The organism is Streptomyces sp. NPDC051822 (genome assembly GCF_044452745.1).
In the GTDB taxonomy this organism is placed as follows: domain Bacteria; phylum Actinomycetota; class Actinomycetes; order Streptomycetales; family Streptomycetaceae; genus Streptomyces.
In genome coordinates, this window is the sequence record NZ_JBITBZ010000015.1 from 38,606 (window position 1) to 52,795 (window position 14,190).

Here is a 14,190-nt window from a genome sequence, read left to right on the forward strand (position 1 = left end):
GGACCGCTTCCAGTGGGAGCGCTTCCACAAGTCTCCGTAGGTCCAGGATGTGGTGTCCCCGCCGGAGAGCCACCGGCACACGGGGACGTCGTACCACCGCACTTCCTCAGTGCGCCGCCCGCTCGGGACGAGAGCGTTCGGCGCATCCGCCGTCAGGAAATCGAGGTACCGTCATGCGCCGCAGATTCCGTGCCCTCACCGCAGCCCTCCTCGCGCTGCCGCTGACGCTCACCGTCGCGCCGTCCGCACACGCTGCCGACCCGACCACCATGACCAGCGGGTTCTACACGGACCCGAACTCCACCCCGAGGCAGTGGGTCAACGCCAACCCGGGTGACGGGCGGACGCCCGCGATCAAGGCATCCATCGCCAACACCCCGATGGCCCGCTGGTTCGGTGCCTGGAGCGGCACCATCGGCACCGCCACGGGCGCGTTCGTGGGGGCGGCCGACCAAGCGGACAAGCTGCCCGTCCTCGTCGCGTACAACATCTACAACCGCGACTACTGCGGCGGGCACTCCGCAGGCGGCGCCGCCTCGCCGTCCGCGTACGCGACCTGGATCGCGCAGTTCGCGGGCGGGATCGCCAACCGTCCGGCCGTCGTCCTCCTCGAACCGGACGCCATCGCGGACTACGGCTGCATGAACCAGACCCAGATCCGCGAACGCGAGGGCATGATCACCGGCGCCGTCGCCGAGTTCAACCGCCAGGCGCCCAACACCTGGGTGTACCTCGACGCCGGAAACCCCGGCTGGGTGAGCGCGGCGGCGATGGCCCAGCGCCTCCACGTGGCCGGCCTCCGGCAGGCCCACGGCTTCTCCCTCAACATCTCCAACTACTTCACCACCGCCCAGAACACCGCGTACGGCAACGCCGTGAACAGCGAACTCAGCGCGCGCTACGGCTACACCAAGCCGTTCGTCGTCGACACCAGCCGCAACGGCAACGGTGCCAACGGCGAATGGTGCAACGCGGCGGGCCGTCGCCTCGGCACGCCCACCCGGCTGGGAGGCGGCGCCGAGATGCTCCTGTGGATCAAGACCCCGGGCGAGTCCGACGGCAACTGCGGTGTCGGAGCGGGCTCCTCCGCCGGACAGTTCCTCCCCGAGGTCGCCTACAAGATGATCTACGGCTACTGACCCTCGCACCCCACGACTCCTGTGGCCCGGCACCGCCCGCCCCGCGACGACCGGGCCACAGGGACCCACCCCCCGACCGCCCCTTCCCCCATCCATCCATCCATCGACCAGGAGCATTCATGAAGCCACGCAGCCTCCGGCGGCGTGTGACCGCCGCCATCGCCGCGGTCGCCGCCTGCGCCGCCCTCACCGCGACGCAGGCGCAGGCCGCGCCCGCCGAGGACGTGATCACCCCGGCCACGAAGTTCTACGTGGACCCCCACAGCAAGGCCGCCCGGCAGGCCCTCGTCGACTTCCGGAACCGTGACTTCGCGAACGCCGCGAACATGGCCAGGCTCGCGAGCTGGCCGCAGGCCGACTGGTTCACCGAGGGCACGCCCGGCGAGGTCCGCGTCGAGGTGAACAGGCTGGTCCGCAAGGCACGGGCGGTCGACCGCACCCCCGTCCTGGTCGCCTACAACGTCCCCGGCCGGGACTGCACCCAGTACTCCAGCGGCGGCGCCGCTTCCTCCGCCGCCTACCGGCAGTGGATCGACGGCTTCGCCGCCGGGATCGGCGACAGCAGGGCGGTGGTCGTCGTCGAGCCCGACGGCCTGGCCCTCCTTCCCAAGGACTGCGGGCCCACCGTGGACCCGACCGGCGAACTGACGGCCACCCGCATCGCCGATCTCGAATACGCCGTCAGGACCCTCAAGGCCAAGCCCCGCACGGCGGTCTACCTGGACGCGGGGAACGTCCTGTGGCGGTCCGTCGGTGACATGGCGCAGCGGTTGCTCGACGCCGGGGTGGAGCACAGCGACGGCTTCGCCCTGAACGTGTCCAACACCCACCCCACCGACCACAACGCCAGGTACGGCACGTGGATAGCCAAGTGCATGTGGTTCGCCACCGAGGGGCCGGAGTACGCGCGCGGCCACGCCGACTGGTGCGCGACCCAGTACTACTCCCCCGCCGCGCCCAACGACGGCACACCCGGCAACGCCGTCGACTCCGCGGACCCCGCCACCTGGCGCTGGACCGACGCCTGGTTCGACCAGAACGTGGGCACTCCTGCGACCGACCGGCTGCACCACTTCGTCATCGACACCAGCCGCAACGGGCTCGGCGCCTGGACCCCGGAGCCCGGCAAGTACACCGGGGACCCGGAGATCTGGTGCAACGCGCCCGGCCGCGGCCTCGGTGCGCGTCCCACCGGCGACACGGGCGTCCCGCTCGTCGACGCCTACCTGTGGATCAAGATCCCCGGTGAGTCCGACGGCAGCTGCACCCGCAACACCGGGGGCACCATCGACCCCGAGTACGGCATCGTGGACCCGCCCGCCGGCACCTGGTGGGCAGACCAGGCCCACGGTCTGGCCCGCAACGCGGCCCCCCGCCTGACGTTCAACCGCTGAACTCCGCCCCTCCCGCGTCCGGTCACGAGCTGGAAGCAGCCGCTGAGAACCGGTCCTGGAGCGAGCGCGGGCGGCTGCTGCTCGGCTGGACGGCGGAGGAGACCGTGGCGGCCGGGCTTCTTCGCCCGGCCGCCCGCCTCCCGCCCCCGGATCAGGCCGGGTACGGGAGGTCCGCCTCCAGGGTGTCGGCGGGCAGGGAGTGGAGGCTTCCGTCCGGGCCGCCGGTGCGCAGGTGCCAGGGGTGCCGGCTGTCGGTGGTCACGTGGAGGCGGTCGCCCCGGCGGCGCAGGTGGAAGCGGGCGGCCTCGCCGGGGCCGTCGGAGCGCGGGATCACGAGGGTCCGCTCGGCGCCGTCGGCGAAGGCGTGCACCCGCAGCTCGACTCCGTCCGCCCACTCGGAGACCGGGCGCTGGTCGTCGGCGCCCAGCGGGACGACCGAGTCGGGGCGGGCGAGCAGCGGCAGGGTGTGGAAGTCGTGCCGCTCGCGGACCCAGCGCGGACCCTCGATCCGGGCGCCGGTCAGGACGTTCGTCCACGGCCCTTCGGGCACGTAGTACTCGACCGTGCCGTCGTCGGTGAAGACGGGGGCGACGAGCAGGTCGTCGCCGAGCATGTACTGCCGGTCGAGCGTGCCGACGGCGGGGTCGTCGGGGAACTCCAGGACCATGGCCCGCATGACGGGGACGCCGGTGGCGTGCGCCTGCTGGGCGGCACGCTGGAGGTAGGGCGCGAGGCGGTGCTTGAGCAGGGTGAACGCGCGGGTGACGTCGACGGCCTCCTCCCCGTAGTCCCACGGGACGCGGTACGACTTGCTGCCGTGCAGGCGGCTGTGCGAGGAGAGCAGCCCGAACTGCACCCAGCGCTTGAAGACGGTGGGGGTCGGGGTGCCCTCGAAGCCGCCGATGTCGTGACTCCAGAAGCCGAAGCCGGACATGCCGAGGGAGAGTCCGCCGCGCAGCGACTCGGCCATGGCGTTGAAGTGCGACTCGCAGTCGCCGCCCCAGTGCACCGGGTACTGCTGGCCGCCCGCGGTGGCGGAGCGGGCGAAGAGCAGCGCCTCGCCCTCACCGCGTACCTCGCGGAGCAGCTCGAAGACGGCCTGGTTGTACAGGTGGGTGTAGTAATTGTGCATGCGCTCCGGGTCGGAGCCGTCGTGCCAGACCACGTCGGTGGGGATGCGCTCGCCGAAGTCGGTCTTGAAGCAGTCCACGCCCTGGTCGAGCAGGGTGCGCAGCTTGGCGACGTACCACTCCTGCGCGGCGGGGTCGGTGAAGTCGACCAGGGCCATGCCGGGCTGCCACAGGTCCCACTGCCAGACGCTCCCGTCCGGACGCCGGACGAGGTGTCCGAGGCGCATGCCCTCCTCGAACATGGCGGACTTCTGGGCGATGTAGGGGTTGATCCAGGCGCTGATCCTCAGCCCCTGGTCCTTGAGGCGGGTCAGCATGCCGGCCGGGTCGGGGAACGTGTCGGGGTCCCACTCGAAGTCGCACCACTGGTACTCGCGCATCCAGAAGCAGTCGAGGTGGAAGACGCTCAGGGGGATGCCGCGCTCGGTCATGCCGCCGACGAAGCGGTTGACGGTGGCCTCGTCGTAGTCGGTGGTGAAGGAGGTCGTCAGCCAGAGTCCGAGGGCCCAGGCCGGCGGCAGGGCGGGGCGGCCGGTGAGCGCGGTGTAGCGCTCCAGGATCCTTTTCGGGGTCGGGCCGTGGACGATGAAGTACTCCAGCGACTGGTCCTCGACGCTGAACTGGACCTGGCCGACGGCCTCGGTGCCGACCTCGTAGCTGACCTTGCCGGGGTGGTTGACGAAGACGCCGTAGCCCCGGTTGGTGAGGTGGAAGGGGACGTTCTTGTAGGCCTGCTCGCTGCTGGTGCCGCCGTCGGCCTGCCAGATGTCGACCGTCTGGCCGTTCCTGACGAACGGGGTGAACCGCTCCCCGAGGCCGTAGACCAGCTCGCCGACCCCGAGCGAGAGTTGGCCGAGCATGAAGTGCCGGTCCTCGTCATCGGTGACGAAGGCGGTGCCGCGCTGACCCACGGTGGTGAGGACCCGCCCGTCGGCGGTGAACTCCAGGTTCCACGGCGCGGACGTGTCCACCCGCAGGGTGAGGTCGCCGGCGCTGAGCTCGACGACGCTCCCGTCCCGCCGCACCTTTCCGGCGCCCTGCTCCGCGCCGGGCAGCGCGAACTCGGGCCCGGGCCGTACCGAACCGGCGTGGTGGGTGGTGCGCACGCCGATCACGCCCTCGGCCGGTGACCAGCACTCGACGGTGAGCAGCGGGCTGTTGAGCGTGTCGCCGCGGCGGCGCACGTGCTTCACCGGCGCGTAGAGCGTCACCCGGTCTTCGGCGGCGCGGACGTCCGCGACCTCGGTGGCATAGCGTGCGGTGCGACCCGGGCGCATCAGCCAGTACCCGTCGGTGAACTTCATCGGGTGGTGTCCTCCGTCCGCGCGCGGTGCGCGGTGATCATGCCCTGGTACCAGCGGAAGCTGTCCTTGGGCGTTCTGGCGAGGGTGTCGTAGTCGATGTGGACGAGGCCGAAGCGCTGGTCGTAGCCCCGCGCCCACTCGAAGTTGTCGAGCAGCGACCACGCGAAGTAGCCGCGTACGTCCACCCCGGCGGCGACGGCGGCGGCGACGGCGGCCAGGTGGTCGGCGAGGTAGGCGATCCGCTCGTCGTCGCGGATCCGGCCGTCGGCGTCGAGGGTGTCGGCCTCGGCGGAGCCGTTCTCGGTGATCCAGACGGGCGGAAGCCCCGGGTGGCGGGCGTGGAGCGCGCGGAGCAGCTCGGTGAGCGCCTCGGGGACGACGGGCCAGCCCATGGTGGTGTGCCGGGTCCCGTACGGGTCCTGCTCGACGACACCGATGTCCACGGCCGTGCGGGCCTCGGGGTCCTCGGCGCGGTGGGGGGCGGCGGCGACGGTGATCGGGCGGTAGAAGTTGACGCCGAGGAAGTCCAGGGGGGCGCCGATCAGCTCCAGGTCGCCCGGCCGTCGCCAGGGCCCGTCGGCGAGACCGGCCCAGGTCTCCTCCTCGTACGCGGGGTAGCGGCCGGCCAAGAGCGGCTCGGTCCAGACCTCGTTGTGCAGGACCTCGGCGCGGCGCAGGGCGGCGAGGTCCTCGGGGCGGGTGGAGGCGGCGTGGATGCGGTCGAGGTTGAGGGTGATCCCGATCTCGCGGGCGCCCGCGGCGCGCAGCTCGCGTACGGCGAGGCCGTGGCCGACGAGGAGGTGGTGTGCGGCCGCGAGGGCGCCGCGGCCCTCCTGGGTGCCGGGGGCGTGGCGTCCTTCGGCGTGGCCCACGAAGGCGGAGCAGTACGGCTCGTTGAGGGTGATCCAGCGCTCCACCCGGTCGCCGTAGCGCTCGGCCGCGAGGGCCGTGTACCGGGCGAACGCCTCGGCGGTCTCCCGGGTGCGCCAGCCTCCCCGGTCCTCCAGGGCCTGCGGCAGGTCCCAGTGGTAGAGGGTGACGGCCGGCGCGACCCCGGCGGCGAGCAGCTGGTCGATCAGGCGGTCGTAGAAGTCCAGGCCCTTCTGGTTGACCGGCCCGGTTCCTTCGGGCAGCAGGCGGGACCAGGCGATGGAGAAGCGGTAGTCGTCCACGCCGAGTTCGCGCAGCAGGGCGATGTCCTCGGGGTGGCGGTGGTAGTGGTCGCACGCCGTGTCGCCGGTGGCTCCGCCGAGCGTACGGCCCGGGGTGTGGCTGAAGGTGTCCCAGATGGAGGGGCCGCGGCCGTCCTCGTCGTGGGCGCCCTCGATCTGGTAGGCGGCGGTGGCGGCTCCGAAGCGGAAGCCGGCGGGCAGGCCGGGGACCGCGCGGGCGGAGGGCTGGGGTGTGGTGGACATCGCGGTCAGAGCTCCGTTCCGAGGCCGCGCTCGTGCAGCCAGTCGAGTTGGACGGGCGGGTTGGATCCGTAGCCGCCGCCGTGGTCGGCGAAGGGCCAGACGGTCATGGTGCGGTCCTCGCCCGCGTAGTGGTTGAAGGCGGCGTAGACGGTGGACGGCGGGCAGACCGGGTCCATGAGCCCCACGCTGAAGAGCGCCGGTGCCGTGGCCCGCTGGGCGAAGTGGACGCCGTCGAAGTAGTCGAGGGTGGTGAACGACGGCTCCACCCGGTGCCGGCTGTGCCAGCGCAGGTACTTGGCGATCTCCTGGTACGGGCCGTCCCCGCAGATCTGGACGGCGCGGCGGAAGTGGCACAGGTACGGGACGTCCGGCAGTACCGCGGCCACGCGGTCCCCGGAGAGACCGGCGACGGCGAGGGCCAGGCCGCCGCCCTGGCTGCCGCCGGCCACGACGACCCGGTCGGGGTCGAGGCCGGGCAGTTCCGCGACCGCGTCGACGGCGCGCACGCAGTCGGTGATCAGGCGGCGGTAGTAGTACTGGTCGGGGGATTCGATGCCGCGCGTCATGAAGCCCTCGCTCCACTGCGTGCCCCCGCCCGCGTGCCGGTCCGGGGTGTCGTGGCCCTGCCCACGGCTGTCGACGACGAGCTGGGCGTAGCCCGCCGCGGACCAGAGCAGGTGGTCGGTCGGCAGCCCGCGACCGCCGCTGTAGCCGATGTAGGTGACGACGACCGGCAGGGCGCCGGCCGCGCCGCGCGGGCGCAGCAGCCAGGCTGCGACCGGGTCGCCGTTCCAGCCGGGGAAGCGGATGTCGTCGACGTCGACGGTGCGCAGCAGGTGCCGGGCGGTCACCCGCTCGGCCGTCACGGCTCCGCCCTGCGAGCGGGCTTCGGCGAGGGTCCGCCACCAGAAGGCGTCGAAGTCGTGGGGAGCGGTCGACTTCGGGCGGTAGTCGCCGAGTTCGTCGAGTCCGAAGTCTGTCAGCGGCATGGGCTCCTCGGGTCATGGCGGTGTCGGGGTGACGGGTGGGTGTGGGTGGTGCTGGTTCTCGGGTGACGCCGGAACGCCCGGCTCACAGGTCCGGGCGTACGGCGTGGGCAGAGGTGGCGGCCCGTCCCCCTCGAACGGGCCGCCGGTCTGGGCGGTCGTACCGCCGCTCTGGGCGTACCGGCCGGTGTGCGGGACGTACCGCCGGTCTAGCCGGACGTGCCGAAGCGGAAGGCCGCCACGCGGAAGTCGCCGTGCAGGGTCAGGCGCAGGTCGTGCACGCCGGCCACCGGGGCGGCGAGTCCGGTCTCGATGGTCGTCCAGGTGTAGCGGTCGCCGGTGACGGGGACGTCGAGTTCCGCAAGGAGCCGCTCACCGGCGTGGATCTCAAGGCGTGCCTCCCTCGGTCCCTCGCCCGCGCGGGCGGTCTCGACCTCCACGCGTACCGCTCCGGAGAGGTCAGCGGCGCGGAAGAGGAGGGTCGCGGGCCGGGCCGGATCGGTCGGCGTGACGGCGTCGCCGCTGGTGCGGCCGGCATCGACCATGGTGGAGTCCGCGTGGTCGTCGAAGTCGCCTGTCAGGGTTCGACGTCCGACGACCACACGGGGCGCGGGGGCGGGCCCGGTCACCGTGAGGAGTGCGGTGAGGACCGGGTGTGCGGCAGAGCGGGCCACGGCGATCTCGTAGGCGCCGGGGTCGACGGTGAAGACGCCGGTGGCCACGTCCCAGTGGGCGAGGCGTTCGGCCGGCAGCCGGAAGGTCAGTTCCCGGCTCTCGCCCGGTGCGAGGCGGACCTTGCGGAAGTCGGCTAGGCGCCGCAGGGGGGCCTCGTAGCGGGCGTCCAGCGCCCGGACGTAGAGCTGGACGACCTCGCTGCCGGGCCGCGTGCCGGTGTCGGCGACGGTCACGGTGACGTCGACGGTGCCGTCCTGGGCGAGGGTCGCCTGGGAGAGGCGCAGGTCGCGGTAGGTGAAGTCGGTGTAGGACAGCCCGTGGCCGAAGGGGTAGAGGGGGGCGGCCCGGTGGTACTGGTAGGTCCAGCCGGCCTTGATGATGTCGTAGTCGAGGCGCTCCGGCAGCGGGTCGTCGCCCCGGTACCAGGTCTGCGGCAGGCGGCCCGCGGGCTCGGCGTCCCCGAGCAGGACGGCGGCGAGCGCGTGGCCGGTCTCCTGCCCGCCGTGGGACGTCCACACCACGGCGGGCAGGTGCTCGTCGGCCCAGTCGACGGCGAACGGGTAGCTGCTCATCACCACGAGCGCCGTGTCCGGGCGGACCGCCGCGACGGTGCGCAGCAGCTCCTCCTGCCGCTCGGGCAGTTCGATGCCCGCGCGGTCCTCGGTCTCCCGGCCGTTGATCATGGGGTGGTTGCCGAGGACGACGATCGCCGCGTCGGCGGCTTCGGCGGCCGCGCGTGCCTCGGCCACGCCGTCGCGCAGCAGCTCGCGGTGCCAGCGTTCGGCGGCGTCCGCTGTCTCGGCGGTGACGGTCACCCGGCCGTCCGTCGGGTCCACGGTGGCGTAGCGTCCGGTGAGTACGGAGCGCAGCCGTATGTCGCCGTCCCCCGCCTGCTCCAGGCGGAAGGTCTCGTGGATCTCCCAGGTCTTGAGCAGTTCCTGGTCCGCCGCCAGTGAGGCGTCGTCCTTGAGGCTGAGGTGGCGGCCGGTGCCGGCGGCACGCAGCGTGACCACGCCGCGGCCCCGGTCGACGACGTCGAACGGTGTCTTGCACAGGAGTTCGCCGCTGGTGCGGGAGCGGAGCGTGATCCGGTCGGAGGCGTCCACGCGGATCACCTCGCCGCCGTGGGCGGCGAGCCGAGCCGCGAGGCCGTCGGCGACGGTGACCCGGTAGGGCAGGGTGCCGCTGTACCAGTCCTCGCACAGGGTGTCGGCGAGCGGGCCGACGACGGCGGTCCGCCGGGTGGCGGCCGGGTCGAGCGGCAGCAGGCCGTCGTTCTTGAGCAGGACCACCGACTCGGTCGCCGCGTGCCTCGCCAGGGCGCGGTGCCCGGCGCAGTCGATCACCTCGGGTCCCGTCCCCGCGTACGGGTCGAGCTCCGGGTCGAACTCGCCGAGCCGGAAGCGGATCTCCAACTGCCGGCGGACCGCGAGGTCCACGTCGTCCTGGTCGATCAGGCCGCGTTCGAGCGCCTCGCGCAGTCGGCCGATCGGCCGCTCGCTGTCCTCGCCGCTGTCGGTGAAGCTGTCGATGCCGGCTTTGAGCGCCGCCGCGTGGGACACGGCGTGGTCGTCGAAGTACCGCTCGGGGTCGACGAGGTTCGAGGGGGCCTCGGCGTCGCTCACCACGAACAGCTCGTGGCCCGTCGGCTCCGCCCAGCGGCGGAGTTCCGTCTCGATGAGCGGACTCACGTGGCAGGGGCGGCCGTTGACCAGGTTGTACGCGGCCATCGCACCGGTCGCGGCGCCGGAGGCGACGACGGGGCGGAAGGCGGCGAGGTCGTACTCGTGCAGGACGCGCGGGCGCAGTCCGGAGGAGGTGACGCAGCGGTCGTCCTCGTTGTTGTAGGCGAGGAAGTGCTTGAGCACCGGGGCCGCGCGCAGGTAGGTCGGGTGGTCGCCGGAGAGGCCCCGGCAGAAGGCCTCGCCGAGGCGGGCGGTGTGCTCCGGGTCCTCGGAGTAGCCCTCCTCGTTGCGCCCCCAGCGCGGGTCGCGCAGGAGGTTCAGGACGGGTGCCCAGGCCTGGAGGCTGATGGGGGCGCGGTCGGGGGCTGTCACCGCCGGGCGGTGGTGGTGGAAGGCGCGCAGTTCGACGGAGGTCGCCTCGGCCACCTGGCGGACCAGTTCCTCGTCCCAGGTGGCGCCGAGTCCGACGGCCTGCGGGAAGACGGTCGCCTCCCCCAGCCAGGAGACGCCGTGCAGGGCTTCGCTGCCGGTGCGGAACGAGCCGACGCCGAGACGCGGGACGGCCGGCGCGTACTGGTGGAGCATCGCGATCCGCTCGTCGGGCGTGAGCCGTTCGAGCAGGTCGTCGACGCGCTGACGCAGCGGGAGCGCCGGATCGCGGAAGGCAGGCCGATCGGTCGCGGACGCGGACAGGGAACTCACGTGGGCAACCCCTTGCAGGCTGGGCGATGTGACCGTACGTCGAAGCGCTTCGACGCTGACATGGACACCGGAGGGTGTCAACTCTCCCAGCACCCATGAAGTTTCTATTTGTTCGGGCTCTTGCCGAATGGGAAACGCGTCATTAGCCTCGCCGAAACATCCAAGCGCTTCGACACTTCGACGCTTCAATGCTTGGCACGTTCGATGCTTCGACACGTTCGACGCCCTCGACACCTGCGGAGCCCCTGAGCTTCGACACACTTCGACACCTTCGACGCATCGACACGCTTCGACACTTCGACGAGGGAGGTCCTCCAGCATGAGAACCGAGTGGAACCGCAGAACCTTCGTGAACGCCGCCGCCACGATCGCCGGGGCCGCCGCGATGGCGCCGCTGCTGACCGCCTGCGTTGGTGGCGCGGACCGGAAGACCGGTACGAACACCGCGAAGGGCCTGAAGGCGGCGCTGCCGGCCTATGTGCCCAACACGGCCGTCAAGCCGGAGATCCCCTCCGTCGCGGGCGGACCCGACGCGGCGACCGACCCCGGCTTCCTCACCTACCCGTCGTCACCGGTCGCCTCCGTCTCCGGTGTCCCGGGCAAGGGCGGCAAGTACACCGCGGTCACCCCGCTGTGGGGTACCGCCCCGACGGCGGGCAACTCCTTCTACCAGGCGATGAACAAGGCCCTGGGCGTCGAGCTCACGATGAAGCCGGCGGACGGCAACAACTACGCCACCCATCGTCCCCACCATGACCGCGGCCAAGAAGCTGCCGGACTGGATCCAGCTGCCGACCTGGTGGAACCCCAACTTCAACGTCGGCGCGCTGGCGGGATCCCAGCTCGCCGACCTCACGCCCAACCTCGCCGGCGACAAGATCAAGAAGTACCCCAACCTGGCGGCGATACCCACCGGCGCCTGGCAGACCGGCGCGTGGGGCGACAAGCTGTACGGCATCCCCTCGTTCTCCAGCAGCTTCGTCATCTCCGGAACGACCTTCTACCGCCGGGACATCCTCGAAGCGCGCGGCATCACCGCCGGCCAGGTGAAGTCGGCCGACGACCTGATGAGCCTCGGCAAGGAGCTGACCGACGCGAAACGCGGCGTCTGGGCCTTCGACGACCTGTGGACGTACCTGTACACGGCCTGGGGCGCCCCGCTCAAGTGGCGGGTCGACAGCGGCAAGCCGGTCCACCTGTTCGAGACACAGGAGTTCCTGGAGGCCCTCGACTGGCACCACCGGCTGGCCAAGTCCGGCTATGTGCACCCCGACGCGATCGCGGGAGACAACGCCAACGCCCCCACCCGGTTCTTCAGCGGGAAGGTGCTCGTCCAGGGCGGCGGTACGGGCGTCTGGAACCTCGCCGACCACCAGTCCGGCGCCGCCGCCGACAAGAACTACCGGCGCGGCGCCTTCGACGTCATCGCCGCGGACGGCACGAGCAAGCCCGTGGTCCACATGGCGGCCGCCACCAGCATCATGAGCTACCTCAACGCCCGGCTGAAGCCCGAGCAGATCGAGGAGCTGCTCGCGGTCGCGAACTACCTGGCCGCCCCCTACGGCACGGCCGAGTACACGATGACCAACTTCGGTGCCGAAGGCGTCCACCACACCCGGGTGGACGGGATCCCGTCCTTCACCGAGGACGGCAAGAAGTACGTCCAGACCCAGACCTTCCCGTTCCTCGCCGGCCCCTCCGCCGTCCTCAGCAACCCCGGTGCCGACAACGTCACCAAGGACTACGCGGCCTGGCAGGCCGCCAACCTCAAGGCCCTCGTCAAGCCGCCCTTCTGGGGCATGAACATCAGCATGCCGCAGGCCATGGCCACCGCCGAGGCCGCCCAGGCCGTCGCGGACACCGTCAAGGACTGTTACCACGGGAAGAAGGCGCCATCGTCCTGCTGCTGGTGTTCGCGTACGTCCCGCTGTTCGGCGTGGTCACCGCCTTCCAGGAGTACGACCCGCTGATCGGGGTCTGGCAGAGCGAGTGGGCCGGCCTCTACCAGTTCGAGCGGCTCTTCGGCGACCCGCAGTTCTGGGAGGCGATGAAGAACACCCTCTACCTCAGCTTCGTCCAGCTGATCCTCTTCTTCCCCGTGCCGATCGCACTGGCACTGATGCTCAACTCCGTGATCAGCGAACGGGTGCGCAACTTCATCCAGTCCGTCGTCTACCTGCCGCACTTCTTCTCGTGGGTCCTCGCGATCACGATCTTCCAGCAGATGCTGGGCGGTGCGGGCGCGCTCAACCAGTTCCTGCGGCAGCACGACCTCGGTACCTGGGACATCATGACCGACCCGGACACCTTCGCCCTCCTCGTCACCTCCCAGGCGGTCTGGAAGGAGGCCGGCTGGGGGATCATCGTCTTCCTCGCGGCCCTCAGCGCCATCAACAGCGAGCTGTACGAGGCGGCGGCGGCCGACGGCGCGGGGCGGATGCGGCGGATGTGGCACATCACCCTGCCGGGCCTGCGCGGGGTGATCGTGCTGATGCTGGTGCTGCGCCTGGGCAACGCGCTGTCGGTCGGCTACGAGCAGTTCCTGATCCAACGCGAGGCGGTGGGTCACGACGCCGCGGACGTCCTCGACACCTTCTCCTTCTACTACGGCATCGCCACCGGCGACTACAGCTACGGCGCGGCGGCCGGCCTCTTCAAGAGCGTGCTCTCTCTGCTGCTCATCTGGGGTGCCAACCGGTTGGCGCACGTCTTCGGCGAGGACGGGTTGTACCGGAAATGACCGACACACTCACGATCAGGTCCAGGGGCGACAAGCGCGACGGGCCGGAGGTCCGCCGCAGGCCGGCCCACAGCAGCCGGCCTTCCTGGGAGGAGCCGCCGACCCCCGTCGGCCAGGCGGCCAAGGGCCTCACCATCGGGGCGACGCTCGCCGTCGTCCTGGTACCGCTGTGGATCATCGTACTGACCAGTTTCTCCACCCCCGGGGCGATCAACCGGGCCGGCGGCCTGGTGCTCTGGCCGGACGGCCTGACGACCGCCTCGTACGTCCAGATGCTGGAGGACTCCACGGTCCTCAGCGCGCTCGTCGTGAGCCTGGGCATCACCGTGGTCGGCACGGCGGTGTCCATGGTCGTGTCGATCCTGTGCGCCTACGGGCTCTCCCGGCCCCGGTCGCTCGGACACCGCTTCATCCTGGTGCTGCTGATCATCACGATGTTCGTCAACGGCGGCCTCATCACGACGTTCCTCGTGGTCACCGGACTCGGCGGCTACGGCGCCTGGTGGGCGCTGATCCTGCCGAGCGCGGTCTCCGTCTTCAACATCCTGGTCCTGCGCGCCTTCTACTCAGAGACGTCGAACGAACTCATCGACGCCGCACGGATGGACGGCGCGGGAGACTGGCGGATCCTGTGGTCCATCGTCCTGCCCACCTCCCGTGCGGTGACCGCGGTGATCGCCCTCTTCTACGGCGTGGGGTACTGGAACTCGTTCTTCAACGTCATGCTCTACATGCCCACGGACAGCGAGAAGTGGCCACTTCAGTACGTACTGCTCACCTACGTCAACCGGGGCAACGGGCTGCCCGGTTCCTTCAACGGGGGCTTCGGCAGCGCGGCGACGCAGACCACTCCGCTGTCGTTGCAGATGGCCGTCGTCTTCCTCACGCTCGTCCCCCTGGTCCTCGTCTACCCGTTCGTGCAGAAGCACCTGCGGACCGGCGTGCTCACCGGGGCGATCAAGGGATGAGCCGCCCGACCACCCCTGGTGCCGGCCCCACCGCCGGCACCGGCACAGAGAC

General features: G+C 71.3%; 9 protein-coding genes. 5 read left to right on the top strand and 4 right to left on the bottom strand.

Annotation, left to right across the window (positions count from 1 at the left end):
* The first annotated feature begins 173 nt into the window (after nt 1-173).
* Together ACIA8N_RS33425 and ACIA8N_RS33430 are read left to right on the top strand one after the other, a co-directional pair.
* Nucleotides 174-1,139 (top strand): glycoside hydrolase family 6 protein, encoded by a 966-nt coding sequence (locus ACIA8N_RS33425; RefSeq protein WP_365784587.1) that lies wholly within the window; start codon nt 174-176, stop codon nt 1,137-1,139.
* 119 nt (nt 1,140-1,258) lie between these two features.
* On the top strand, nt 1,259-2,533 hold the full coding sequence (locus tag ACIA8N_RS33430) for a glycoside hydrolase family 6 protein (protein WP_365784589.1): 1,275 nt from the start codon (nt 1,259-1,261) through the stop codon (nt 2,531-2,533).
* A 151-nt stretch (nt 2,534-2,684) separates the two neighbouring features.
* On the opposite strand, the gene yicI is transcribed toward ACIA8N_RS33430, so the two are convergent.
* The 4 genes from yicI to ACIA8N_RS33450 form a co-directional block, all read right to left on the bottom strand.
* The gene (gene yicI / locus ACIA8N_RS33435) at nt 2,685-4,967 is read right to left on the bottom strand and encodes an alpha-xylosidase (protein ID WP_365784591.1); all 2,283 of its coding nucleotides are present in this window, start codon (nt 4,965-4,967) and stop codon (nt 2,685-2,687) included.
* Nucleotides 4,964-6,382 (bottom strand): GH1 family beta-glucosidase, encoded by a 1,419-nt coding sequence (locus ACIA8N_RS33440; RefSeq protein WP_365784593.1) that lies wholly within the window; start codon nt 6,380-6,382, stop codon nt 4,964-4,966. Before ACIA8N_RS33440 ends, yicI begins: the two co-directional genes overlap by 4 nt.
* Nucleotides 6,383-6,387: 5 nt before the next feature.
* On the bottom strand, nt 6,388-7,371 hold the full coding sequence (locus ACIA8N_RS33445) for an acetylxylan esterase (RefSeq protein ID WP_365784595.1): 984 nt from the start codon (nt 7,369-7,371) through the stop codon (nt 6,388-6,390).
* Between the two features lie 206 nt (nt 7,372-7,577).
* Entirely contained in the window at nt 7,578-10,430 is a 2,853-nt protein-coding gene (locus ACIA8N_RS33450) for a glycoside hydrolase family 3 C-terminal domain-containing protein (RefSeq protein ID WP_365784597.1), read from the bottom strand.
* A 752-nt stretch (nt 10,431-11,182) separates the two neighbouring features.
* Between ACIA8N_RS33450 and ACIA8N_RS33455 the strand changes: the two genes are divergently transcribed.
* Genes ACIA8N_RS33455 through ACIA8N_RS33465 form a run of 3 tightly spaced genes read left to right on the top strand, consistent with a single transcriptional unit; the run spans nt 11,183 to nt 14,138 of the window.
* Nucleotides 11,183-12,400, top strand: a complete 1,218-nt coding sequence (locus tag ACIA8N_RS33455) for a hypothetical protein (RefSeq protein WP_365784599.1) — start codon at nt 11,183-11,185, stop codon at nt 12,398-12,400.
* Complete coding sequence (locus tag ACIA8N_RS33460; protein ID WP_365784601.1) at nt 12,340-13,170, top strand: ABC transporter permease subunit; 831 nt, start codon at nt 12,340-12,342, stop codon at nt 13,168-13,170. Before ACIA8N_RS33455 ends, ACIA8N_RS33460 begins: the two co-directional genes overlap by 61 nt.
* Nucleotides 13,167-14,138, top strand: a complete 972-nt coding sequence (locus ACIA8N_RS33465; protein WP_365784603.1) for a carbohydrate ABC transporter permease — start codon at nt 13,167-13,169, stop codon at nt 14,136-14,138. The genes ACIA8N_RS33460 and ACIA8N_RS33465 overlap by 4 nt, the downstream gene beginning before the upstream one ends.
* Nucleotides 14,139-14,190: the final 52 nt, after the last annotated feature.

Coding starts and splice junctions, on each gene's coding strand:
- ACIA8N_RS33455 (WP_365784599.1), top strand. CDS start 11,183: ATGACCGCGGCCAAGAAGCTGCCGGACTGGATCCAGCTGCCGACCTGG.
- ACIA8N_RS33425 (WP_365784587.1), top strand. CDS start 174: ATGCGCCGCAGATTCCGTGCCCTCACCGCAGCCCTCCTCGCGCTGCCG.
- ACIA8N_RS33430 (WP_365784589.1), top strand. CDS start 1,259: ATGAAGCCACGCAGCCTCCGGCGGCGTGTGACCGCCGCCATCGCCGCG.
- ACIA8N_RS33440 (WP_365784593.1), bottom strand. CDS start 6,382: ATGTCCACCACACCCCAGCCCTCCGCCCGCGCGGTCCCCGGCCTGCCC.
- ACIA8N_RS33445 (WP_365784595.1), bottom strand. CDS start 7,371: ATGCCGCTGACAGACTTCGGACTCGACGAACTCGGCGACTACCGCCCG.
- ACIA8N_RS33465 (WP_365784603.1), top strand. CDS start 13,167: ATGACCGACACACTCACGATCAGGTCCAGGGGCGACAAGCGCGACGGG.
- yicI (WP_365784591.1), bottom strand. CDS start 4,967: ATGAAGTTCACCGACGGGTACTGGCTGATGCGCCCGGGTCGCACCGCA.